Source organism: Kocuria sp. 2SI (genome assembly GCF_005502825.1).
Classification (GTDB): domain Bacteria; phylum Actinomycetota; class Actinomycetes; order Actinomycetales; family Micrococcaceae; genus Kocuria; species Kocuria palustris.
Genome location: NZ_SCNB01000005.1, coordinates 1 through 22,820, shown reverse-complemented (window position 1 = coordinate 22,820; position 22,820 = coordinate 1). Strand labels below are relative to the sequence as shown.

The window sequence follows — 22,820 nt, the reverse complement described above, 5'->3', positions numbered from 1 at the left end:
TTAACTACGGTGGAGCTAAGGAGAATCGAACTCCTGACCTCTTCATTGCGAACGAAGCGCTCTACCAACTGAGCTATAGCCCCGGAACGAACCAGATCAGGGTACGCCCCAGGGGGCTGGGCGTCCAACTCCGGGCGCAGCCTCTAGTCTGTGCGGCATGGAATCCCACGCGCACCCGGAGCCCGATCAGCCGGCCCCCACTGACCAGCAGGACGTGCCGGGGCCGTCGTCGGGCGCTTCCGACACCGCACAGGGCCCCGTCCTACGGGTGGGCTACGAAACCGGGATGATGCCGGGCAAGTGGCTGCGGCGCTGGCGCGAGCGCGGTGACGGGCTCGAGGAGCAGCAGCTGGCACCCGGGCAGTGGCCGCAGGCGCTGGGGGAGACGGTCGACGTCGCCCTGATCCGTCTGGCGCCGCACCCGCACACCGAGGCCGGGGCGGCGCTCGCGGACCTGACCCAGCTGCGGGAGTCGTTCCACGTCGTGGAGCTCTATGACGAGCAGCAGGTCGTGATCCTTCCGGTGGACGACGAGCTGACACTGCTCGACGACGTCCCCGTGGGAGAGCTGGCCGATGAGTGGCTGCTCCAGGAGCTCGACCAGCTGCCCGAGCACCGTCCCTCCGCCGAGGGGCGCGGCACCGACGACGCCGGTGCGCCGCGCCAGCTGCCCGAGATCACCGACTCCGGGGCCGCCGTAGAGCTTGTCGCGGCCGGGGTGGGCCTGTACGTCGCGCCCATGTCCGTGGCTCGGTGGCACCACCGCAAGGATCTGACCTACCGCCCGATTCAGGACCTGCCGCTCGTGCCGGTCGTGCTGGCGTGGCCGAAGGACCTCCCGGAGCAGACCGAGGCGATGGTCCAGGACTTCCAGGGCATCGTCCGCGGGCGCCGTGAGGGCAGCTCCCGCGGCAGCGAGTCCGAGGCGATCGCTTCCCGGGGAGACGAGGACCTGTCCAACAGCCGCGATCCCGAGGTGCAGCGGGCGGCCAGTGCGGCGCGCAAGCGCAGCAAGGCGAAGTCCGGCTCCGCCTCGGGCGGCTCCCGCACCGGCAAGGGCACGAGCCGCGGCGATCAGCTGGCAGGCAAGCGACTGGCCGGAGGGCGGCCGCGCCGCTCCGGCGGAGGTCGACCCGGTGGCAAGCCCAAGGGCCGCGGCGGAAGGCCCGGCCGGGGGCGCTGAGCAGGCGCTGCCGAGCAGGGTGCCCCGGCCTCAGCCCTGCTTCGGCTGCCCGCCGCCCACGATCGGCTGCGCTCCGGTGGGCGGGGTCGAGTCGTGCGGGGAGTCGACGGTCAGGCCGCCGCCGCGGATGACCGCCTGGTTGACCAGGGGCACTCGAAGGCCCTCGCGGTCGAGCATCTTCTTGATCCGCACGCGCAGCACCCGGGCCACGGCCCACTGCTGGGCCGGAGCGGTCTTCACGGCCAGCCGGACGGTCAGGGACTCGCCGGACAGGGCCTCCACGCCCCAGACCTCCGGCACGCCCATCACGTGCTGACCGACCTCGGGATCCCGAGGCAGCGAGGAGAGCTCAGCCTCGAGGCGGCGGATCATGTCGTCCAGGTCGGCGTCGTAGGGCAGGGGGACGTCGAGCACGCACTGCGCCCAGCCCTGGGACTGGTTGCCCACGCGCAGGATCTCCCCGTTGCGCACGTGCCACAGGGTCCCCTCCACATCGCGCACGCGCGTGATGCGCAGGCCCACGTCCTCGACCGTTCCCGAAGCCTCGCCCAGGTCCACGATGTCGCCGATGCCGAGCTGATCCTCCGCGACGATGAAGATGCCGGAGAGGTAGTCCTTGACCAGCGACTGGGCGCCGAAGGACAGGGCCACACCCGCGATGCCCGCTGAGGCCAGCACCGGGGCGATGTTGAACCCCATCTCGGCGATCACCATCAGCAGGGCGACGGCCCAGATGACGAGCACCACCACGGAGGAGAGCACCGCCCCGACGGTGCGGGCGCGCTGGGCCTGGCGCTTGGTGGCGATTCCGGAGTCCTCGACCCAGCTGCGTGCCCCGGACTCCTCGACCTTCGCGATCACGCGCGCGTGGGTGCCCTTGGCGATGCCGCGCGTGACACGGCGGATGATCAGCCGGACCAGGGCGGAGGCGACCAGGGCGATCATGATGATCAGCAGGATCCGGGAGGGGGCTCCGAGCCAGAAGGACCAGGTCGCCAGGTCCGCGGGTGAAGTCTCTGAGGAGGCCAGCAGCTGCATGCCGGGAAGGATAGTGTCCGCGGCTTGACGACAGCTGATGGCTCCCAGCGGATACCCGGTCCGGTCTGGAACAATGCTGCGACACAGCCGCCCGCCGACGTGCGCCCCGCATGCGCGCCGTCCGCGCGACCGACTTCCCGCAAGGAGACCCATGCCCCTGACCAGCTCTTCCGCGCTGACCATCGCAGCCCAGTCCGCACCGCAGATCGCTGCGCAGTCCGCTTCCGAGGAGGCCGGGCTGACCGGCATCGCCGGATGGTCCGTGGACCTGATGGATGCGATCGGCGCCCCCGGCGCGGGCCTCCTGGTGGCCGCGGAGAACCTCTTCCCGCCGCTGCCGTCGGAGATCATCCTCCCGCTGGCCGGCTTCACGGCCACCCAGGGCGGCTTCACTCTGTGGGAGGCCATCTTCTGGACCACGCTGGGCTCCGTCGTGGGAGCCATGGCGCTCTACGGGTTGGGCGCCTGGCTTGGCCGTCGTCGCCTCTACCTGATCGTGGACCGCCTGCCGCTGGTGGACGTCCACGACGTCGAGCGCACGGAGGACTGGTTCGACAAGTACGGCCCGTACACCATCTTCCTCGGCCGCATGGTGCCGCTGTTCCGGTCGCTGATCTCGATCCCGGCGGGAGTGGAGCGCATGCCGTTCTGGTTCTTCACGGGCCTGACCACGATCGGCTCGCTGATCTGGAACACGATCTTCGTGGTGGCCGGCTGGATCCTGGGGGCGAACTGGCACCTCATGGAGCAGTGGGCCGGGGTGTTCTCCAACATCGTCTACGTCGTGGTCATCGTCTTCCTGCTCTGGTGGGTCGTGAAGCGCGTCCTCAAGATCCGCAAGGGCCGCACCGACGGCTCCCGGGAGGAGTCGGTCGAGGAGATCCTCGAGCGCCGCGCCCGCAAGGACGAGCAGATGCGGCATCAGCGCGAGGAGAAGAAGGCGGCTCGTCGCGCCAAGCGCGCCTGAGTCCCGCACACCGCACGACGACGGCCGGTCGCCTCCTCCGGGGAGGCGACCGGCCGTCGTCGTACTCAGGCACGAGCGCTCACAGCCAGTCCTTGCGCTTGAACACGAGGTAGAGCACGAGCGAGCACAGCGCCATCAGCCCCAGCGAGTACGGGTAGCCCAGCGCCCAGTGCAGCTCGGGCATGGCGTCGAAGTTCATGCCGTAGATGCCCGCGATCAGGGTCGGCACCACCAGGATGGCGGCCCAGGACGAGATCCTCTTGGTCTGGTCGTTGAGCTGCATGGCGGCGTCGTTCTGCCGGGCGGCGGTCAGCGTGGCGTCGAGCTGCATGGCGTCGTTGAGCGCCGCGCGCAGCGACTCCACGCGGCGGGTCACCGACACGGCGTGATCGGACACATCGCGCAGCAGGTGGCGCAGAGTCTCGTCGTCCCGGACCCGCTCGGCCCGGGCAGCCTGCCCGAGCATGCCCTCGAGGGGCTCGCAGGCGCGGTGGAAGCCGGTGACCTGCCGGGCGAGGCTGTAGATGCGCGGCGAGACCCGGTCCTCGCCGGCCAGCAGATCGTCTTCGATCTGATCCAGATCGGCTGAGACCCCCTGCAGGACCGGGAAGTAGTCGTCCACCATCTGATCGACGACGGCGTAGTGCACGGCAGCCGGCCCCCGGGCCAGCAGCTTGGGATCGTCCTCCAGGCGCCGAGCGGCTCGGCGCAGCACGTCCGACGGCTCGTAGCGCACGGTCACCGCGTAGTCGGTGCCCAGGAAGAAGTGGATCTCCCCGATCCGGATCTGCTCCTGGGCATCGTCGTAGACGGCCGGGCGAAGGACCGTGAACATGTCCGGCCCGTAGCGCTCGACCTTGGGCCGCTGATGGGCCTGCAGCGAGTCCTCGACGGCCAGATCGTGCAGCTCGAAGCGCCCCTGCAGCTGGTCGAACTCCTCCCGGGTGGGCGATTCCAGGGCGATCCAGATGAAGCTGCCGTCGTGCCCGGGGGAGTCATCGAGCAGCCGGGCTCCTTCGCGGATCGAGCTCGGGGACGCCAGGAGGCGCCCGTCACGATAGACGGCGCAGTGCTGAAGGGGCATGGCGTCGATCCTAGGGGCGTCGGCGCCGGAGGCCGGGCTTCCCTAGACTGGCGCGCATGGGAATCAGCGGGCAGCAGGAGACCACGGCGCGATCCACCGGCAGGAGCCTCCGGCGCGGCCTGCTGGCGGTCTCGGCGACCGGCCTGCTCGTGCTCACCGGCTGCGGCGACCGCGGCGACGATCCCCAGCCGGCGGTCTCGGAGGAGGGGCCCGTGCTGGTCGGCGCCGGTCCCACCGTCCAGACGCAGGCCGTCGCGGATGCGTGGGTGCTGGCGCTGGAGGACAGCGGCATCGCAGCCGAGGCCCGCGAGGTCGAGGGAGGCCGTGCCGGCTACCTCCAGGCGGTCGAGGACGGCAAGCTCGACGTCTACCCGGACTACACCGGCGATCTCTATCTGGAGCTCGACGCCGCCTCGGCCGAGCAGTCCCCAGCAGAGCCGACCCCAAGCCCCGGGGAGGAGGCGGCAGCCGACAGCGGGGGACTGATCGATTCGCTGGCCTCCCTGGTGGGACAGGACCCAGGAACCGCGGGGTTCTCGGATGCCGATGTCGAGGCAGCCGTGCAGGAGCAGCTGCCCGGCGGACTGACCCTTCTGCCCACGGGCTCCGCCGATCGCACACGGGCCATGGCTGTCACCGCGGCCACGGGCGCGCAGCTGTCCGGCAGCACCCTCGAAGCCTTGAGCGAGGACTGCTCGGAGATGACCATCGGCGTGCCTCAGGAGGAGACCGAACAGCCGGTCACCGTGCCGGCGCTGGAGGAGCTCTACGGCTGCGAGCCGCAGAAGGTCGTGGGCTACGGATCGCCGGAGGAGACGGTGGAGGCCCTGCTGCGCGACGACGTGCAGGCCGCAGTAGTGGTCACGACGCGTCCGGAGATCCAGGACAACGCGCTCGTGGTCCTCGAGGACGGCTCCGGCGCCATGATCCCCGAGCGCGTGGTGCCCGTGGCCGATGAGCAGCTGCCGCAGAACGTCCAGGATGTGATCGATGACGTCGACGACCGCCTGGATGCCGATGCCATGACCCTGCTGACGCGGATGACGACCTCCCAGGACCTGTACACGCCGTACGAGGCGGCCGATTACTGGTGGGGAACTCAGAACTAGGTCCGCGTATCGTGGACGCATGCGCAAGATCACCCAGTCCAAGAAGCTCGCCGATGTCCGCTACGACGTTCGAGGCCCGGTCCTCGAGCAGGCAGAGCGCATGGAGGACGCGGGACACCGCATCCTGCGCCTGAACATCGGCAACCCCGCGCCCTTCGGCTTCGAGGCCCCTGACGCGGTGCTGGTGGACATGATCAAGAACCTGCCGAACGCCCAGGGCTACTCGGACTCCCGCGGCATCTTCTCGGCCCGCACGGCGGTCGTGCAGTACTACCAGACCCGCGGGATCATGAACCTCGACGTCTCCGAGGTCTTTCTGGGCAACGGCGTCTCCGAGCTGATCACCATGTCGCTGCAGGCGCTGTGCGACGACGGCGACGAGATCCTGGTACCCGCCCCGGACTACCCGCTGTGGACCGGAGCCACAGCCCTGTCCGGCGGCACGCCCGTGCACTACGCCTGCGACGAGGCCGACGGCTGGAACCCGGATCTCGAGGACATCCGGGCCAAGATCACGCCGAGCACTCGGGGCATCGTGGTGATCAACCCGAACAACCCCACCGGGGCCGTGTACTCGCGCGAGACCTTGCAGGGGATCGTGGATCTGGCCAAGGAGCACGACCTCATCCTGTTCGCCGATGAGATCTACGAGAAGATCACCTACGACGGCGCGGAGATGATCAACCTGGCCTCGCTGTGCGGCGAGGACGTCCTGTGCCTGACCTTCTCGGGGCTGTCGAAGGCGTACCGCGTGGCGGGCTACCGCTCCGGCTGGCTGGCGATCACGGGCCCCAACTGGAAGGCCGAGTCCTACCTCGAGGGGCTCAAGCTGCTGTCCAACATGCGCATGTGCGCCAACGTCCCGGCCCAGCACGCCATCCAGACGGCCCTGGGCGGGTACCAGTCGATCAACGACCTCATCCTCCCGGGCGGGCGCCTCAAGGCCCAGCGCGATCTGGCCTACGAGCGCCTCAACGCGATCGACGGGGTGACCTGCGAGCCGGCTCGCGGCGCGCTGTACCTGTTCCCCAAGCTGGACGTCGAGAAGTTCGGGATCGAGGACGACGAGCGCTTCGCCCTGGACCTGCTCAAGGAACAGAAGATCCTGGTCAGCCACGGCTCGGCCTTCAACCTCCCCACGCCCGATCACTTCCGGCTCGTGTTCCTGCCCTCGGTGGAGATGCTCGCCACGGCGCTGGATCGCATCGAGGAGTTCCTGGGCAGCTACCACCAGGTCCGCTGAGCGGCATGCCCGACGACGGCGGCTCCTCGACTCCTCGAGTTGGGGAGCCGCCGTCGTTCCGGGCGAGGAGGATCGCGGCACCGCCGATGCGGCGGGCTGGTGGCAGATCAGTCCTCGGGATCCGTCGAGGCCGGGGGCACGATCGACATCTGCCCCGTGCGGGCATCGACGGTCGCGGTGAACGACGGGCTGCGCAGCATGCGCAGGACCAGCAGCGCGAAGGCCACCAGCACGATCGTCGAGACGACGCCCGTCATCTGGATGGCCTGCGTGTAGGCCTGCCCGGCGGCGTCGATCAGGCGCTGGCCGCCGTCGGACTGCGCGCCGATCGCGTAGGCGCCGCCCAGCGTCTCGCGAGCCGCCTGGGTGCTCTCGGCGTCGAAGCCGTCGGGGACCCGCAGGAAGCGCTGGTAGAGCCCGGTGACGATCCCGCCCACCAGCGACGTGCCCAGCACGGAGCCGAGCTCGTAGCCGGTCTCGGAGATCGCCGAGGCCGAGCCCGACTTCTCCGGAGGGACCGAGCCGACCACGAGCTCGGTGGACAGCGTGGTCGAGAAGCCCAGCCCCAGCGACAGCACCGCGTAGGCGAGGGTCAGCGGCCACCAGGACTCGTTCGCGAACACCGCGATCACGCCGTAGCCGGCCGCGATGAGCAGCACGCCGGTGACCACGACCGTTCGGGGGCCAGCGGTGCCTGCCCAGCGAGCCCCCACGAGGCCGGAGACGATGGCCAGGGTCATGCCCGGGATGATCATGAGCCCTGCGGTGAAGGAGTCCATGCCCACGACGAGCTGCATGTGCTGGGTGAGGAAGAACAGGAAGCCGAACTGCGCCATGTTGGAGGCGATGTTCACCAGCACGCCGCCGGAGAAGCGGCCCGAGCGGAACAGCCCGAGCTCGAGCATGGGGTGGCTCAGCCGACGCTGGCGCAGCACGAACAGGGTCCCGAAGGCCAGTCCCATGAGCATGGTCACCACAGCGGTGAGGAGAGACCCGGCGGTGGCCGCGGTCTTGATGCCGTAGACGATCGGGGTCATGGTCAGGATCGCCAGAGCGGCGGAGATCAAATCCAGCTTGCCGGGGTTGGGATCCCGCGACTCGGGCAGGACCAGCGGGGCCAGGACGGCGAAGAGCAGGCAGAAGGGAACGGGCGCCAGGATCGCGGCGTGCCAGCTGAACCAGGTGAGCAGCCCCCCGCCGATGATCGGCCCCAGTGCCGCGCCGGCGCTGAAGCCTGCCGTCCACACGGCGATCGCGATGCGGCGGGAGGCGTCGGACGGGAAGAGCACGCGGATCAGGGACAGCGTGGCCGGCAGCAGCATGGAGCCGAAGATGGCCACGGCCACACGGGAGGCGATGAGCATCTCGGGGCTCGTCGAGAGCCCGCCGGCCACCGACGACAGGGCGAAGCCGACGGCGCCGATCATCAGGAGGCGACGACGGCCGATGTGATCGCCCACGGTGCCCATCGGGATCAGCAGCCCGGCCAGGATCAGCGGGTAGATGTCCACGATCCACAGCAGCTGGGTCCCGGTGGGGCGCAGATCCGCGCCGATGTCCGGCAGGGCGAAGCTCAGGGTGGTGGTGGTGACGGCGACGGTGAGCACCGGGAGCATCAGGGCGGCTAGCCCGATCCACGCGCTGCGCTGGGTGCCCTGCTCCTGGGCGGCGGTCTGGGCAGTGGACACGCTGACCTCCTCACATGCTCTCGGCTCGCGATCTTGAGCGCAGCCGGGGCTGTGCCTCACCGGCGGCTCGGGCGAGCGGTGGCTTCTCGGTGCGCCGTGACAGCGGCGCCCGCGTAACTGTACCGTCTGGACGGTATGGTTTCACGCGAGTGTCGTGAGGCTCACCGCGGCGGGGGACCCGCCGCGCAGAACAGTCGGTTCGACCCGTCCGGACGACGTCGGAAGGAGGCAGCATGGCACGCAAGCCCCAGGCCCGGGAGCGGCTCCTCGACGCCTTCGACCGGATCGTCGTGGATGAGGGGGAGCGCTCGGCGACCCTCGAGGCCGTCGCGGCGCGCGCCGGGGTCTCCAAGGGCGGGCTGCTCTACCACTTCTCCACGCGCCAGGACCTGGCAGACGCCTCCGTCGAGCGGATGCAGCGCCTCTCGGAGGAGGGGACGCAGGCCATGGAGGCCTCCGCCGAGGGGCCGGCGCGTGCCTACCTGCGCTCCTCCCTGTGGGCCGATACGCCGCTGGACCGCTCGATCCTCACGACCTCGCGACTGGTGCAGAGCGGCGATCAGGGTGCGCGGGAGGCCATGCTGGGCCTCGAGGCCCGCTGGTACCGGATGCTCGAGGCCGAGCTGGGCGATCCCGTGGCCGCCCAGGCCGTGCTGCACATGGGCGACGGGCTGTATCACAACGCCGCGCTGGGGATCCTGGCTGATCGCGCGCAGGACCGCGAGGCGGTCATGGAGCAGCTGCTCGAGGCGCTCGAGCGGCTTCGCCCGAGCTCCTGAGCCGCGGTCTCAGTCCTGGTCCTCGGCGCTCTCGCGGCGCGCGCGGGCGGCATCCAGGCGGTCTCGGGCGCCGTCGAGCCACTGCTCGCAGCGATTGGCCAGTGCCTCGCCGCGCTCCCACAGCGCCAGTGACTCCTCCAGCGCCGTGCCGCCGGCCTCGAGCTTGGACACGGTGGCCACGAGCTCCTCGCGGGCCTGCTCGTAGCCCATGGACTCGATGTCGGAGAGGTCCGGGGCGGCACCGGGGGAGGACGGGGTGGTCTCGGTCATGAGTGCGGTCCTTTCGGGGAAAGCGGTGATCGTGGGTCAGTCGTCGCGGAGCTGTCCGGGGCGGCGCTCGGAGAGCTCGAGGGTCCGCACCGACAGCTCGCCTGCGGCCAGGCGCACCGTGAGCTCGTCGTCCACGGCCACCTGATCGGTGCCGCGCACCACGGCGCCGCGGTCATCCTGGACCACGGCGTAGCCGCGGTTGAGGGTCTCCTGCGGCGACAGTGCGCGCACCCGCAGCTTCATCTGCTCGATCGCGGTGCGGTCCCGTTCGATCCGGTGGGCGGTGGTGCGCTGGGAGCGCTCGCGCAGGCGGTCGATGTCCTCCTCGCGCACCAGGATCATGCCCTCCGGCTGGTCCAGGACGGGGCGGGAGCGGATCGACTCCAGGGCGCGCTGCTCCCGGTCGAGGAACTGGGTCACCGCGCGATCCAGCACCGCTCGGGCGCGGGCCACATTCGCCTTCTCCTCCACGAGGTCCGGGACCACGCGCTTGCCGGCGTCGGTGGGCGTGGAGGCGCGGACGTCGGCCACGTGATCCAGCAGCGGCTGGTCGTTCTCGTGGCCGATCGCCGAGATCACGGGGGTGGAGGCATCGGCGACGGCGCGCAGCAGCCGCTCGTCGCTGAACGGCAGCAGGTCCTCGAAGGCGCCGCCGCCGCGGGCGATGATGATGACGTCGACGTCCGGGTGGGCGTCGAGCTCGGCGAGCGCGCCCATGACCTGGCCGGCGGAGGCCGTGCCCTGCACGGCGACGTTGCGGATCTCGAACTGCACCGACGGCCACCGCAGGGACGCGTTGCGCACGACGTCCTTCTCGGCATCCGAGTTGCGCCCGGTGATCAGCCCGACGCGCTGGGGCAGCTGGGGGATCGGGCGCTTGCGCTCGGCGTCGAACAGGCCCTCCTCGGCCAGCGCGCGGCGCAGCTGCTCGATGCGCACCAGCAGATCGCCCAGGCCCACAGGACGTACGCCGTGGCCGATCATCGACAGCCGCCCGGTCTTGGTCCAGTAGTCGGGGCGGACCTGGGCGACGACCCGCATGCCCTTCTCGAGCGGGGTCTCCAGGGCCTGCATCTCGCGAGGGAACAGGGTCACGGGCACCGAGATCTCCTGGTCGACGTCGCGCAGGGTCAGGAAGGTGACGCGCGGGCGCTGGTTGATCTCGATGATCTGGCCCTCGACCCAGGTGGGGTCGCACCGGGCGATGTACGCGTGGAGGTTCTCGGCCAGCAGCCGCAGCGGCCACGGGTTCTCCGGCGTGGTCAGCCCCGCGCGCGGGGCCGGTGCCGGGCGCTGATCGCCGGCGGGGGGCTGTTCCGTCATGTTCCATGCATACCACCCGAGTCGTGCAGGTCACGGGTCCGACGCCGGTGGGTGGACAGCCTGTCCCGGTAGCGTGGTGCGCATGACTGCTCAGCGCCCCGAGACCCCCGCCGGAGGCCTTCCCTGGGACCGGCCTGCGCCCGCGGCGCGACGTCGCGGTCCCGGTGCGCTGGGCGTTCTGCGCACCGTCGTGGCCTCGGTCCTGGCGCTGTGCGCCGGGCTGGCGGCGGTGATGGCCGTGGCGACCACCTGGATCGATGACACCGTGATGGATCGCGAGGGCTTCTCGGCGCTGTCGGAGGACCTGCTGGCCGATCAGCAGCTGCGCGGCGAGATCGAGGACATGGCGCTGGACTCCGCCTCCCAAGCCGTCCAGAACGCCGACACCGGGGACATCCCGCTGGGCGGGACTATCACCGGCTGGGTGGACCGCACGGTGCAGTCGACCATGAGCGACTACTTCGACGGCGACGCCTACCAGCAGGACATGCGCGAGGTCCTCGAGGGCACGTACGACGCCAACGTCGCCGCTGCCGAGAGCCCCGACGGCGCCCCGGAGGACCTGCAGGTCGAGGTCGCGCCGGTCATGGACGGGCTCTCCGAGGCGATCAACGACAGGCTGCCCTTCGGCCTGGAGGTCGATCTGTCCTCGATGGATCTGGTGGGCATCCAGGACGGCGTGGCCGAGATCCCCGACTCGGCCACCGGCCCCGCGCTGGATCAGCTCTCCGAGGCCTCGGATCAGGCGCCGTACTGGTGGATCGCTGCTGCGGTCGCCGCTGTCCTGGCGCTGCTCATCGCCCGGCATCGCGAGTGGGTGCTGCTGGGGGCAGGCATCGGTCTCGTCGGCGGCGTGATCGCAGCCGGGATGGTCCTGCAGGGCTTCGCCGACTCGGTCATGGCCTCCCCTGACCTGGAGGGGGTGGGTCGCACCGTGGTCGATCGGCTGTTCGCGGTGCTCGGCGCCGGCCTGGACCAGCGGCTGAGCCCCTGGTTGTGGACCGGGGTGGCGCTGACCGCAGCAGGGGTGGTCCTGGGCGGGCTGCGCCTGACCTGGCGCCTGGGCGACGACGCCTCCGGCGGTGACTCGACGACCGGGCTGAGCCGAAGCGGTCGGCGGGTCATCGAGGCCTGATGCCGTGTGGCCGCCGGCAGTGATCCGGTGACATGCATGACATGTCCCCGGCACCTGTGGAGCCCGTAGAATGCGGGGCATGTCCGCACCCGTCGCTCTCTCCATGCCCGTCGTCCCCCGCGTGCGCCGCTCTCCTGAGGAGGTCGCGGCGGCAGCGCCCGTCGAAGGGGACAAGAAGGTCCTGCTCGCCTCCCCGCGCGGCTACTGCGCCGGCGTGGATCGTGCGGTGATCGCGGTCGAGAAGGCGCTCGATCACTACGGCGCGCCGGTGTACGTGCGCAAGGAGATCGTGCACAACAAGCACGTGGTCCAGACCCTCGAGGCGGACGGCGCGGTGTTCGTGGAGGAGGTCGACGAGGTCCCGGAGGGCTCGCTGCTCGTGTTCTCCGCCCACGGCGTCTCCCCGGCGGTCGTGAGCTCGGCCGCCGATCGCGGCCTGCAGACCATCGACGCCACCTGCCCGCTGGTGACCAAGGTGCACCGCGAGGCCGTGCGCTTCGCCAAGCAGGGCCGTCAGATCCTGCTCATCGGCCACGTGGGCCACGAGGAGGTCGAGGGCACCTACGGCGAGGCCCCGGACCGCACGATCATCGTCAACGGCCCGGAGGACGTGCCGAGCCTCGAGGTCGAGGACCCCGACAACCTCGTGTGGCTGTCCCAGACCACGCTGTCCGTGGACGAGACCCTCGAGATCGTCACCGCCCTGCGCGAGCGCTTCCCGAACCTGCAGGATCCGCCCTCCGACGACATCTGCTACGCGACCTCCAACCGCCAGGGCGCGATCAAGGAGATCGCGCCGCAGACGGATCTGGTGATCGTGGTGGGCTCCCCGAACTCGTCGAACTCCGTGCGCCTCAAGGAGGTCGCCGCCGAGTACGGCGCGGCTCGCGCCGAGCGCGTGGACAACGCGAACGAGGTGGACGAGTCCTGGTTCGAGGGCGTGCGCACCGTGGGCGTGACCTCGGGCGCCTCCGTGCCGGAGGTCCTGGTCCGTGACGTCATGGCCCTGCTGGCCGAGTACGGCTACGCCGACGTGGAGGAGGTCGTCACGGCCGAGGAGGACATCCTCTTCTCGCTTCCCAAGGAGCTGCGTGCGCGTCTGACGGCAGACGGCGACGCCAACCGCAACCTCGGAGGCCGCGGAGCGCGCCCGGCGCGCTGAGCCTGTCGGCCGATCGACAGGTCAGTCCTGCGGCCCCTCCTGCGTCTCCTGGTCCAGCAGCTCCGGGGCTGTGATCGCACGCGGGGTGGACTCGACCGTGGCCGTCTCCAGGCGGTCGTCGGCGGGTGCCGTGACATCCAGGTCGTTGAGCCGACGAGCCGTGGGCAGCACGCGGGTCTCGAGCGAGCCCACGAGCTTGTTGTAGGTCTCCACGGAGCGGCGGATGGATCCGCCCATGGCGCTGAGGTGCCCGCCCACGGTGCCCAGCCGGTCGTAGAGGTCCCGCGACAGCTGCAGCAGCTGCGACGCGTCCTGAGCCAGCGACTCCTGGCGCCATGAGAAGGCGACCGCCTTGAGCGAGGCAAGCAGGGAGACCGGCGACACCAGGGCCACGCTGCGCGCCGCAGCATGATCCAGCAGCGAGGGATCCGCCTCCAGCGCGGCCGACAGCGCCGACTCCACGGGCACGAAGCACAGCACGAGCTCGGGCGAGCCCACGGTCGAGGTCCAGTACTTCTTGGAGCCCAGGGCGTCCACGTGCGCTCGCAGGGCATCGGCGTGGCCCTTGAGCAGCTTGGTCCGGGCGGCGAGGGCCGGCTCCGAGCCGTCGTGGCCGAGGTCCTGGGCGCGCAGGTACGAGGCCATGGGGGCCTTGGCATCCACGATCAGCCGCTGCTCCCCGGGCAGCTTCACGACCATGTCCGGACGGTGCGCGCCGTCCTCGGTCTGCACATGGACCTGCTCCTGGAAGTCGACGTGGCGCAGCATCCCCGCGGCCTCCACCACGCGACGCAGCTGGACCTCGCCCCAGGTGCCGCGGGCGGAGTTGGAGCGCAGCGATCCCGCCAGCGATCCCGTGACTCGCTGCAGCTCGGCGTCCGCCTCCCGAGCCTGCTCGAGCGCGCGGGAGACCTCCCCGAACTGCTGGGAGCGATCCTTCTCGAGCCGGGTCACATGCTCCTGGACCCCGCGCAGCCGATCGGCCAGCGGAGCCAGAGCGGTGAGGACGTCCTGGTCCTGAGCAGAGCGCTCCTCCAGCGCGGCCACCCGCTCGGTCTGCAGTCGGGAGCTCTCCTCCGCTGCGGCAAGCCGGCGCTGCAGCTCGGCGTTGTCCTGACGCATGCTCTCGAGCTCCCGGGCGTCCGCTCCACCGGCCGCACGACGGGAGGCCAGCAGCCAGCCCACGGCCAGTCCGGCCACCGTGCCTGCGATGAAGAGCAGCAGGGGGAGGACGATGCCGAAGGAGGAGGTCTGTTCCATGCGACTCAGATTCTCAGCCCGCTCCGACAGCACAGCGGGGCCCCGTCCTCGGACGGAGCCCCGCTGTGTCGAAAGGCCTCAGCCGGTCAGAGGCTCCACTCCCAGCCTTCGGAGTCGAAGAGCGGGGCATACACCAGCGTGCCGGAGGAGTCGGTCACGTCGAGGATCAGTGATCCGGAGACGTTCTCACCCGGGCCGATCTCATCGGGCAGGGATTCGCCGGTGTCAAGGCACATGTAGCTGGCCACAGTGCCGATGTCATTGGCCGTGCGACCGGACGAGTCCACGAATTTCCAGTCGTACGGATTGAACATCATGGAGTTGATGTAGAACAGCTCCTCTAGGTCCGCAGCAGTGCCGGTGCTGGCCGTGATGTCGACCTTGACGAAGGACTCGTTCTCCGGGGGCCTCCGCGTAGGGGCTGGTGCACTGGAAGTGGGGCTGGATATCGGTGACCTCGAAGGACAGCGCCTTCTCCCCGGAGGAAGCGGTGAGGCTCGCCTCCTCGCCGATCTGCTTGGGGATGTTGCCGCGCTCGCTGAGGCCGGAGGCGTCGGCGGCAGGCTTCGCCGCCGCATCGCTATCGGCCGCCTCCGAGGCTTGCCCCGAGGCCTCGGCGGAATCATCGCCGTCGCCCTCGGGGGAGTCCTCTGCGGCTTCCGGGGACGCCTCGGCGGAGGACCGATCATCGGCCGGGGCCGTCTGCGTCACCGTCACGGTCTCCGGTGCCGGCTCGGGCTCGTCGGAGGAAGAGTCCGGAATGCATCCGGACAGCGCCAGCGTCAGCCCCAGGAGGCTCGCGGCGAACAGGGTGTGACGGGGGCGGGACACAGGGGCCTCCGGATTCTCGGGCATTCAGCCATCGTTCAGGCTGTGTCCAACATCCTAGGAGGTTCTCCATGCGAACCGATGCACTGACAGCTCAGAGCCACCCGTTGTCCTGCGCCGCCCGTGCTGCCGCGGCGCGATTGGCCGTATGCGTCTTGCCGATCGCCGAGGACAGGTGGTTGCGCACCGTGCCCTGGGAGAGGTGAAGGCGGGCGGCCATCTCCTTCACGGAGGCGCCGTCCAGGGCGATGCGCAGGACGTCGCGCTCGCGCTCGGTCAGAGGGCTGCCGCCGGTGATCAGCGACTCCTCGGCCAGGGAGGGGTCGATCACGCGTCCGCCGCCGTGGATCGTGCGCACCGCGGCGGCAAGCTGCTCGGCGGGCGTGTCCTTGACGACGAAGCCGCGTGCCCCCGCCTCCAGCGCCCGGCGCAGGTACCCGGGGCGCCCGAACGTGGTGACGATGAGGCTGCGGCACCCGAGCTGCGCGTCCCGCAGGGCGGCGGCGGTCTCGATGCCGTCGCGGCCGGGCATCTCGATGTCCAGCAGCGCCACGTCCGCCCGGTGCTCGCGCGCCAGGTCCACGACCTCCGTTCCCGAACCCGTCTGGGCCACGATCTCGAGGTCCTCCTCGAGCTCGAGCAGTGCGGCCAGGGCGCCGCGGACCAGCGCCTGGTCATCGGCCAGCAGCAGGCGGATCTTCTCGGTCATGGCAGCCGCACCTCCAGTCGGGTTCCGGGTCGATCGGGGGAGGCGTCGGCGGCGCTGAGGATCAGCTCGCCGCCTGCCTGGCGCACGCGCTCGCGCATGCCGCGCAGGCCGTTGCCCGTGCCCGCGCCCGGATCGGTTCCGACGCCGTCGTCCTCCACCACCAGTCTGCCGGGTCCGGCCTCCACCGTGCAGACGGTGGCCTGGGCATGGCGGATCACATTGGTCACGGCCTCGCGCAGGCACCAGGCCAGCAGGGTCTGCTGCTCGGCCGGAAGACCAGCAGGGCCGGGCAGCCGTGCCTCGATCGCGGCGGCGTCCAGGGCCGTGCGCGCCGCGCGCAGCTGCGCCGCCCACTCGGGGCTGTGCAGACCGCCGACGGCCTGCCGCACCTCACTGGCGGCCTCGCGGGACAAGGCGAGCACCTCGTCGAGCTCGGCGATCGCGCGCTGCGGGTCGCGCTCCACCATCCGGCGAGCGAGCTCGGTCTTGACCGTGATGACGGTCAGCGAGTGCCCGAGCAGGTCGTGGACGTCGCGTCCCAGCGATTCCCGCTGCTGTGCCAGGCGCAGCTGCTCGGCGAGGTCGCGCGTGCGCTCCTCGCGGTCCATCACGGAGGCCAGCACGGCCATCAGCACCGAGGATATGGCGATGACCGGGACGGCCCAGAACAGGTGCTGAGGCCACACCCAGATCAGCAGCGCCGCCGTCATCGCGTCGAGAACCAGGATCCACAACACCCGGGAGCGCACCGAGGGGAGGCGGAATGCGAGCAGCGCCACCAGGAAGGGGAAGCACCCCAGCACCGACCCGCCCAGCAAGGGGGTCAGCAGAGCGAGGCACAGAGTCAGGCCGAACAGCCACATGAGGGTGGCCGGGATGCGCGGCAGGCGGTTCAGGGCGCCCGGCTCCCACCAGGACAGGACGTAGACGACGGCGAAGAGCAGCAGGAGCCCGACGCCGACGGCCATGGCCGCCGGGCCGTGTGCGCTGCGCAGCAGACCGACCACGGGGAAGGCCAGGAAGATCAGCCAGATGGAGGCATAGAGGGTCGATCCGACGCGCTCGTCGTGCGTGGTCTCGGCGGGGGAGATGGTCATGCCCGTGCCGTCGAGCGTCGGGCCGCCAGCAGGGTGGTGACGGCGAAGATCGCGGTCCAGGCGAGCACGTTGACCAGAAGTCCCAGCAGGCTGTCCTCCTGTGCGGCGTTCATCCCGGTGGTCATCCCCTCCATCTGCGGCCAGGAGGCCAGTCCCTTCAGCCCGTACATGGGAGTGAACTTGGCGATCTCCAGCAGCGTCCCGGACAGCGGCATGAACAGGTTGCCGAAGAACGCGAGCACCACGAGCAGGCCCGAGGCGGCCCCGACGGCGGACTCCGAGCGGAACAGCAGCCCGAAGGTCAGCCCGTAGAGCGCGAACATGGCCGAGGCCGCCACGGTGATCAGCCCGGTGGAGATCCAGGTGCCGATCGGGCCGATGTCGGCGCCCGTCAGCGCAGCCACGATGAAGACGACGATCACCGGAAGCGCTGCGATGGCCAGCGCCACCAGGACCTTGGCGGCGGCGTACTCCGCCTGGCGCATGGGGGTCAGCCCGAGCAGCCGGCCCCATCCTTTGGAGCGCTCGACGGCTGCGGTGCCGGCGATGCTGGTCGTGGCCACCGTGGCTCCGTAGACGGCCATGGAGACGGCGATCGTCCCTGCGACGTTGCCTGAGCCGGCGGGGAAGTCGCCGAATTCCGTGAGGGCCCCGAACATCAGGTACAGCGCCGAGGGCAGCACGATGACGAAGAACAGGCTCTCGACCATGCGCAGATTCCGTCGCAGGTCGTAAGCGGCGTAGCGCAGGACGGCCAGGACGGGGCTGCGTCGAGCTGCAGAGACAGGCGAGGGCGCTGCCTGCGTACCGTGTGCGGTGGAGGTGATCATGACGAGGGCTCCTTCATGCGGGCGGAGGGCTGTCCGGGGACGCTCAGGCGGCGTCGTCGTCGGCGGTTGTCGAGGTCAGTCCCACGAAGGCCTCCTCGAGGCCCGCCTGCTCGATCAGCAGGTCGCTGGCCCGGGTCGTGGTCAGCAGCGTGCGGGCGATCAGGTCGGTATCGGCGCCGCTGAAGACGGTGCGCTCCGGGGTCTGCTCGATCTGCACGCCCTCCGGAAGACGGCTCAGCACGGAGGCGGGATCGCCGTCGACGGGGTCCCAGCGGCAGGTGACGCGCCGCAGCCCGCCCATGGCGCGGATCTGCTCGGTCGTCCCGTCGGCGATGATGCGCCCGGCGCTCACCACGACGATGCGGTCGGCGAACTGCTCCGCCTCCTCGAGGTAGTGGGTGGCGAAGATGATCGTGCGCCCCCGCTGGGCCTCCTGGTGCATGGAGGCCCAGAAGTCGCGTCGCACGGTCACGTCCATGCCGGCGGTGGGCTCGTCGAGCACGAGCAGCTCGGGCTCGCACAGCAGTGCCAGGGCGAAGCGCAGGCGCTGCTGCTCGCCACCGGAGCATTTGGAGACCTTCCTGCGGGCGATGCCGGATGCTCCGGCGCGCTCCAGGGCCTCGTCGACGGGAAGGTGGCGGGGATGCTGCGTGGCGACCATGGCCACGGTCTCGCGCACGGTCAGGTCATCCAGCAGGGCTCCGCTCTGCAGCACCGCCGACACCCGACCCTGGTTGACCGCTTGGCGCGGGGGAAGCCCCAGGACGCGGCAGGTCCCGGACGTGGGGTCGGTGAAGCCCAGCACCATGTCCAGCGCCGTGGTCTTGCCGGCCCCGTTGGGGCCCAGCAGCGCCACGATCTCGCCTTGGGCGATCGTGAGATCCAGTCCGTCGACGGCTGCGACCCGGCCGGAGCGTGTGCGGAAGCTCTTGTGCAGGTCGGTCAGCTCGACAGCCGGGGGAGCGACGGGCTCCGAGCGGGGGTCTGGGGAATCAGGTGCTGTGCGCATGTCTCCATGGTCCACTGCGCAGGCCCCAGCGCGCCGTCAGGAGGTGTCATGAGCTGACCATGACAGATGACCCATATGTGCGGGACGAGCCCGACGGGATCAGTAGATGCCGTCGGGGCTGGTCGCCCTCTGGTTGTAGTCCTTGACCACGGAGGCGTCGTAGCGGCGCCCCTCGCACAGCTCGCACGGGCTGGAGACCGAGGCGCCGTCGCGGAACATGAACAGGGTCTGCGGGTTCCTGCTGGAGCGCGATTCGCTCGTCACGCGGGTCCCTTGCGGGGAGCATCCACTGCAGACGCGTCGTGCGGGTGGCGGGATCATATGCGGAGTGGAGGACGCGGCGACGCGAGATGGTCGACGGGGTGGGTGCTCCGAGAGCTGGCATGGAGTCCTTTCGCGGTGAACTGCGCCCGGGTGTCGTCAAAGTCACGGGGTCCCGCACTCATGCGAGTGCGGGACCCCGTGGCCTTGGAGCCGAGATCTGAGATCTGTCGACACAGGTCAGGCAGTCGGCGGGAACTCGCCCTCGTGGTCGACGGAGTCGCTCGCGTCGTTCCAGGTGAAGGTCGACTCGGCGCGGCCCTGGGGTGCGGCGTTGGGTTCGTCACCCTCCAGATACCGGTAGGTGACGGAGATCGCGCCGTCGTCGATCCGCTCGATCTGCGGGACGAAGGCCTGCGGCTCGGCCGTGGCCGTGCCCTTGTAGATGCCGTGGTGGAACAGCATCACGCTGTTGGCCGAGGAGGCGGTGCCGCCGTGCGGGACGACGATCCACGACAGGTCGGCGCAGCGATCGTAGCCGGAGGTGTCGGCATGGTCGAGCATCTCCGTGCTGTCGTCGGCGCTGAGGACGAGGGTGCCCCAGACGGAGACGGCCTCCTCTCCGGTGAGGTCGGAGCAGGACTGTGAGGGCTGGTTCTGGGGTGGGGCGACGTCTGCGGCATGGGCTGCGGTGCCGGTGCCGAGCAGCAGGGCGGAGGCCGCTGCGCCGGCGATGAAGGAGTCTCGGAGCTGGGTGCGGTTCATGAGTCTCACCTCGTGAGGATCGATCGTGCTGAAGCGTCTGGGTTCCGGTGCTCAGAAAGGCCGCCGCCCGCCCAGAGGGCGAACGGCGGAGAGGGGATCAGAAGGTGTCCGGGAACTCGCCCGAGTGCTCGACGGAATCGGACTCCTCGTCCCAGGTGAAGGTGGACTCCGTTGTGCCCTCCGGGCCGACGGCATCGTCGCGCTGGCCGTACGGGTACTCGACATCCAGCGTGTGCTCGTCCACCCGCTCGATCTCCGGGGTCCACTCGTAGGCCTCGGCGGTGTCCGTGCCCAGGTACTCGCCGTCGTGGAAGAGCATCACGATGGAGTAGCCCGGGCTGCCGGCGGGCATGCCCTCGTCGGTGGCGTAGCTGACGGTGATGGCCGAGAGGCCGTCGCAGGGGTCGTAGTGCTCGGTGTCGGCCATGCCGCTGTCGGCGGTCCAGGTGTAGTGGCCGTCGTCGGCGTCCGGCAGGTCGTCGACCTTCTTGTCGAAGGCCTCCTGGCCGGTCAGTCCGTCGCACTTCTCGGCGGCGGCAGCCTGGTCGGCCTCGTACGGGTCGGTGGTGGGGCCAGCATATGCGGCCTGTGCGGCGACGCCCGAGCCCAGGAAGAGCAGGGAAGCCGCTCCGGTGGCAATGGCGGTGCTGCGGATCTGCTTGCTGTTCATCGTGCTCACCTCTTCGGTGTGTCCTGCATCGCGATTTGCGATGGCACCCACGTTGGTAGTCGTGATTCGCGATCGCAAGGGGTTGTGATCGGACTGTGATGTTCGGCCGCTCGGAGGACCGCCGCGCCCGTCGCCGGTAGGGTGTCCTCCCGTGGCTCTTACTATCGGAATCGTCGGTCTCCCCAACGTCGGCAAGTCGACCCTGTTCAATGCGCTGACCCGCAACACCGTGCTCGCGGCGAACTACCCGTTCGCCACCATCGAGCCGAACGTGGGCGTGGTCAGCCTTCCGGACGAGCGACTGGATGCGCTCGCGGGCATCTTCGGGTCGCAGAAGATCCTCCCGGCCACGGTGTCGTTCGTGGATATCGCGGGCATCGTGAAGGGCGCCTCCGAGGGGGAGGGGCTGGGCAATCAGTTCCTCGCCAACATCCGCGAGGCGCACGCCATCGCCCAGGTGGTCCGCGCCTTCGACGACCCCGACGTGGTCCACGTGGACGGCAAGATTGATCCCGCCTCCGACATGGAGACCATCAACACCGAGCTGGTGCTCGCCGACCTGCAGACCCTCGAGAACGCGATCCCGCGCCTGGAGAAGCAGGTCAAGATCAAGAAGGCGGACCCCGCCAAGCTCTCGGCCTATCAGGCGGCCTACGAGGTGCTCTCCGAGGGGCACACGATCTACTCCCGCAAGGACTCGCTGGAGCTCGATCAGATCCGCGACCTCACGCTGCTGTCGGCCAAGCCGTTCATCTTCGTCTTCAACTGCGACGAGGGCGTGCTCGGCTCGCCCGAGCGCCAGGCCGAGCTGGCCGAGCTCGTGGCCCCGGCCGAGGCCGTGTTCCTGGACGCCAAGCTCGAGTCCGAGCTCGTGGAGCTCTCCGAGGAGGAGGCCGCCGAGATGCTCGAGATGTCCGGGCAGGACGAGGCCGGCCTGGACAAGCTGGCGCGTGTGGGCTTCGAGACCCTCGGGCTGCAGACCTACCTCACCGCCGGGCCCAAGGAGGCCCGTGCCTGGACGATCAACAAGGGCGATACGGCTCCCCAGGCGGCCGGTGTGATCCACACGGACTTCGAACGCGGGTTCATCAAGGCCGAGATCGTGTCCTTCGACGACCTCGTGGCCGCCGGCTCCATGGCCGATGCCAAGGCCGCCGGCAAGGTGCGCATGGAGGGCAAGGACTACGTCATGCAGGACGGGGACGTGGTGGAATTTAGGTTTAATGTGTAGAACTCTCCCATGGCCTGATCTTTTTTCATTGTTAGTGTCGGATTACTCGTTCGATCAACATGAGGCGTGCAGCCGACATATTCGCTTTGTTCGGACTTGGAGCGCTCATAGGATGTGAGGACCAACTCGTACGCGACCGGGGACGTTAACCATGAAGACTAGAGCGGGGTACATCGACCGAAACAAGCTGCATGGTTGGGCTGACACACGCTCCTCACAGTCTGACTTCCCACGTCTGGTGCGACGCCTCATCCTTGAGACCACACCGGGTCTGGTCGACTTTGGTATGCCCGCGGGCGACGGCGTGGCGGCTGGTGACTGGGACGGTTCTCTCCGGACAACCGAGGCGACGGCTTGGGTTCCTGACGGTTTGTCTGTGTGGGAACTGTCGGTCAATTCCCACCCTAACCCCAAGGCCGACGACGACTACTCCAAGCGAACAGACACTCCAGATGGGACACCGACCTCTGATTGCACTTACGTAGAAGCGATCCTGCGTCCGTGGACGGCACGGGCCAGATGGGCTACGGGCAAGCGAAGCGACAAGGTCTGGAGAGACGTCAAGGCCCTCGGACTAGACGACATCGAGACCTGGCTTGAGGCAGCGCCAGTCACATGGGCATGGCTCTCGGAGGAACTCGGGCTGTCGCCATACGGCCTTCGCACCGGCCTGACATGGTGGCGCGACTGGGCAGCACAAACAAATCCGGCATTGACGCCGGAAGTTGTACTCGCTGGTCGAAACGACGCTGCAGAGGACCTGGTAGAGCGGCTCGCTTCGTCCGGTTCCGTCACGACGGTTGCTGGCGCATCGATGGAGGAGGTATGCGCCTTCATCGATGCGATCGCCGTCAACCTCGACGAACAGGGCAAGGGCCAGATGCTCGCACGGCTCGCATTCGTTGACGACGTATCCACATGGAGGCAGTTGACTGCCTCGCCCCAACCGCTCATCCTGGTCCCGCGCACGCCCGAGCTAGCAATGGAGACACCCGCCAGCACCGTACACAATTACTGTGTGCCGGTCGTATCCACTGAAGGCTCTGACATCACGCTTCCGGCATTATGTCCCGCGTCAAGTAGTTGGCAGGATTTCCTTGGTTTTGAATGTCGGGGTGGTGGGGTCGGCCAGGCCCAGGTGCACCTCCTTGGGCCGGTTCCATGAGACGGCCTCGTGGG

24 protein-coding genes and 1 tRNA gene are annotated in these 22,820 nt (G+C 69.6%); 9 read left to right on the top strand and 16 right to left on the bottom strand.

Going from position 1 to position 22,820, the window contains the following annotated elements:
- Nucleotides 1-10: 10 nt before the first annotated feature.
- A tRNA-Ala gene (locus tag FFS25_RS04150) sits at nucleotides 11-83 on the bottom strand.
- A 74-nt stretch (nucleotides 84-157) separates the two neighbouring features.
- On the opposite strand from FFS25_RS04150, the gene FFS25_RS04145 reads away from it, so the two are divergent.
- Nucleotides 158-1,183 carry a LysR family transcriptional regulator substrate-binding protein gene (locus FFS25_RS04145; protein ID WP_137802038.1) on the top strand — a complete coding sequence of 342 codons (1,026 nt, stop codon included), beginning with the start codon at nucleotides 158-160 and terminating at the stop codon, nucleotides 1,181-1,183.
- Nucleotides 1,184-1,213: 30 nt separating this feature from the next.
- Here FFS25_RS04145 and FFS25_RS04140 read toward each other — a convergent pair whose 3' ends face one another.
- On the bottom strand, nucleotides 1,214-2,221 hold the full coding sequence (locus FFS25_RS04140) for a mechanosensitive ion channel family protein (RefSeq protein ID WP_058871395.1): 1,008 nt from the start codon (nucleotides 2,219-2,221) through the stop codon (nucleotides 1,214-1,216).
- 151 nt (nucleotides 2,222-2,372) lie between these two features.
- On the opposite strand from FFS25_RS04140, the gene FFS25_RS04135 reads away from it, so the two are divergent.
- Nucleotides 2,373-3,188 carry a DedA family protein gene (locus FFS25_RS04135; RefSeq protein WP_137802037.1) on the top strand — a complete coding sequence of 272 codons (816 nt, stop codon included), beginning with the start codon at nucleotides 2,373-2,375 and terminating at the stop codon, nucleotides 3,186-3,188.
- Between the two features lie 79 nt (nucleotides 3,189-3,267).
- On the opposite strand, the gene FFS25_RS04130 is transcribed toward FFS25_RS04135, so the two are convergent.
- Complete coding sequence (locus FFS25_RS04130) at nucleotides 3,268-4,272, bottom strand: magnesium and cobalt transport protein CorA (protein ID WP_137802036.1); 1,005 nt, start codon at nucleotides 4,270-4,272, stop codon at nucleotides 3,268-3,270.
- Nucleotides 4,273-4,328: 56 nt separating this feature from the next.
- Here FFS25_RS04130 and FFS25_RS04125 point away from each other — a divergent pair, with 56 nt between their 5' ends.
- Both FFS25_RS04125 and FFS25_RS04120 read left to right on the top strand, forming a co-directional pair.
- The gene (locus FFS25_RS04125; RefSeq protein WP_137802035.1) at nucleotides 4,329-5,381 is read left to right on the top strand and encodes a glycine betaine ABC transporter substrate-binding protein; all 1,053 of its coding nucleotides are present in this window, start codon (nucleotides 4,329-4,331) and stop codon (nucleotides 5,379-5,381) included.
- 19 nt (nucleotides 5,382-5,400) lie between these two features.
- Nucleotides 5,401-6,624: a pyridoxal phosphate-dependent aminotransferase gene (locus FFS25_RS04120; protein ID WP_137802034.1), complete on the top strand. Its 1,224-nt coding sequence runs from the start codon at nucleotides 5,401-5,403 to the stop codon at nucleotides 6,622-6,624.
- Between the two features lie 107 nt (nucleotides 6,625-6,731).
- On the opposite strand, the gene FFS25_RS04115 is transcribed toward FFS25_RS04120, so the two are convergent.
- Complete coding sequence (locus tag FFS25_RS04115) at nucleotides 6,732-8,312, bottom strand: MFS transporter (protein WP_137802033.1); 1,581 nt, start codon at nucleotides 8,310-8,312, stop codon at nucleotides 6,732-6,734.
- A 233-nt stretch (nucleotides 8,313-8,545) separates the two neighbouring features.
- On the opposite strand from FFS25_RS04115, the gene FFS25_RS04110 reads away from it, so the two are divergent.
- Entirely contained in the window at nucleotides 8,546-9,091 is a 546-nt protein-coding gene (locus FFS25_RS04110; RefSeq protein WP_024289014.1) for a TetR/AcrR family transcriptional regulator, read from the top strand.
- Nucleotides 9,092-9,100: 9 nt separating this feature from the next.
- Here the strand turns inward: FFS25_RS04110 and FFS25_RS04105 are convergent, their stop codons facing one another.
- Together FFS25_RS04105 and xseA are read right to left on the bottom strand one after the other, a co-directional pair.
- A complete protein-coding gene (locus tag FFS25_RS04105; RefSeq protein WP_006215477.1) occupies nucleotides 9,101-9,361 on the bottom strand; it encodes an exodeoxyribonuclease VII small subunit in 261 nt (86 codons plus the stop codon).
- A 36-nt stretch (nucleotides 9,362-9,397) separates the two neighbouring features.
- On the bottom strand, nucleotides 9,398-10,684 hold the full coding sequence (xseA, locus tag FFS25_RS04100) for an exodeoxyribonuclease VII large subunit (protein WP_137802032.1): 1,287 nt from the start codon (nucleotides 10,682-10,684) through the stop codon (nucleotides 9,398-9,400).
- 82 nt (nucleotides 10,685-10,766) lie between these two features.
- On the opposite strand from xseA, the gene FFS25_RS04095 reads away from it, so the two are divergent.
- Nucleotides 10,767-11,819 carry a hypothetical protein gene (locus FFS25_RS04095; RefSeq protein ID WP_137802031.1) on the top strand — a complete coding sequence of 351 codons (1,053 nt, stop codon included), beginning with the start codon at nucleotides 10,767-10,769 and terminating at the stop codon, nucleotides 11,817-11,819.
- Between the two features lie 79 nt (nucleotides 11,820-11,898).
- Nucleotides 11,899-12,981 (top strand): 4-hydroxy-3-methylbut-2-enyl diphosphate reductase, encoded by a 1,083-nt coding sequence (locus tag FFS25_RS04090; RefSeq protein WP_058871506.1) that lies wholly within the window; start codon nucleotides 11,899-11,901, stop codon nucleotides 12,979-12,981.
- 21 nt (nucleotides 12,982-13,002) lie between these two features.
- Here FFS25_RS04090 and FFS25_RS04085 read toward each other — a convergent pair whose 3' ends face one another.
- The 10 genes from FFS25_RS04085 to FFS25_RS04045 all read right to left on the bottom strand — a co-directional run bounded on the left by FFS25_RS04085 (nucleotide 13,003) and on the right by FFS25_RS04045 (nucleotide 20,410).
- Nucleotides 13,003-14,241, bottom strand: coding sequence for a DNA recombination protein RmuC (locus tag FFS25_RS04085; RefSeq protein WP_137802029.1), 1,239 nt, complete (start codon nucleotides 14,239-14,241; stop codon nucleotides 13,003-13,005).
- Nucleotides 14,242-14,327: 86 nt separating this feature from the next.
- Nucleotides 14,328-14,528, bottom strand: a complete 201-nt coding sequence (locus FFS25_RS04080; RefSeq protein ID WP_137802028.1) for a hypothetical protein — start codon at nucleotides 14,526-14,528, stop codon at nucleotides 14,328-14,330.
- A complete protein-coding gene (locus FFS25_RS04075; protein WP_137802027.1) occupies nucleotides 14,500-15,096 on the bottom strand; it encodes a hypothetical protein in 597 nt (198 codons plus the stop codon). The genes FFS25_RS04080 and FFS25_RS04075 overlap by 29 nt, the downstream gene beginning before the upstream one ends.
- A 67-nt stretch (nucleotides 15,097-15,163) precedes the next feature.
- Nucleotides 15,164-15,778 carry a response regulator transcription factor gene (locus FFS25_RS04070; protein ID WP_137802026.1) on the bottom strand — a complete coding sequence of 205 codons (615 nt, stop codon included), beginning with the start codon at nucleotides 15,776-15,778 and terminating at the stop codon, nucleotides 15,164-15,166.
- A complete protein-coding gene (locus FFS25_RS04065) occupies nucleotides 15,775-16,875 on the bottom strand; it encodes a sensor histidine kinase (RefSeq protein WP_137802025.1) in 1,101 nt (366 codons plus the stop codon). The genes FFS25_RS04070 and FFS25_RS04065 overlap by 4 nt, the downstream gene beginning before the upstream one ends.
- Nucleotides 16,872-17,705 carry an ABC-2 transporter permease gene (locus tag FFS25_RS04060; RefSeq protein ID WP_171004094.1) on the bottom strand — a complete coding sequence of 278 codons (834 nt, stop codon included), beginning with the start codon at nucleotides 17,703-17,705 and terminating at the stop codon, nucleotides 16,872-16,874. The genes FFS25_RS04065 and FFS25_RS04060 overlap by 4 nt, the downstream gene beginning before the upstream one ends.
- A gap of 43 nt (nucleotides 17,706-17,748) precedes the next feature.
- Complete coding sequence (locus tag FFS25_RS04055; protein WP_249933768.1) at nucleotides 17,749-18,714, bottom strand: ABC transporter ATP-binding protein; 966 nt, start codon at nucleotides 18,712-18,714, stop codon at nucleotides 17,749-17,751.
- 99 nt (nucleotides 18,715-18,813) lie between these two features.
- Entirely contained in the window at nucleotides 18,814-18,978 is a 165-nt protein-coding gene (locus tag FFS25_RS13375) for a hypothetical protein (RefSeq protein WP_171004093.1), read from the bottom strand.
- A 237-nt stretch (nucleotides 18,979-19,215) separates the two neighbouring features.
- On the bottom strand, nucleotides 19,216-19,740 hold the full coding sequence (locus tag FFS25_RS04050) for an LppP/LprE family lipoprotein (protein ID WP_137802023.1): 525 nt from the start codon (nucleotides 19,738-19,740) through the stop codon (nucleotides 19,216-19,218).
- 97 nt (nucleotides 19,741-19,837) lie between these two features.
- Nucleotides 19,838-20,410, bottom strand: a complete 573-nt coding sequence (locus tag FFS25_RS04045) for an LppP/LprE family lipoprotein (protein ID WP_137802022.1) — start codon at nucleotides 20,408-20,410, stop codon at nucleotides 19,838-19,840.
- A gap of 151 nt (nucleotides 20,411-20,561) precedes the next feature.
- Here FFS25_RS04045 and ychF point away from each other — a divergent pair, with 151 nt between their 5' ends.
- The gene (ychF, locus tag FFS25_RS04040; protein ID WP_137802021.1) at nucleotides 20,562-21,641 is read left to right on the top strand and encodes a redox-regulated ATPase YchF; all 1,080 of its coding nucleotides are present in this window, start codon (nucleotides 20,562-20,564) and stop codon (nucleotides 21,639-21,641) included.
- Between the two features lie 238 nt (nucleotides 21,642-21,879).
- Nucleotides 21,880-22,806, top strand: coding sequence for a hypothetical protein (locus tag FFS25_RS13370; RefSeq protein ID WP_171004092.1), 927 nt, complete (start codon nucleotides 21,880-21,882; stop codon nucleotides 22,804-22,806).
- Nucleotides 22,807-22,820: the final 14 nt, after the last annotated feature.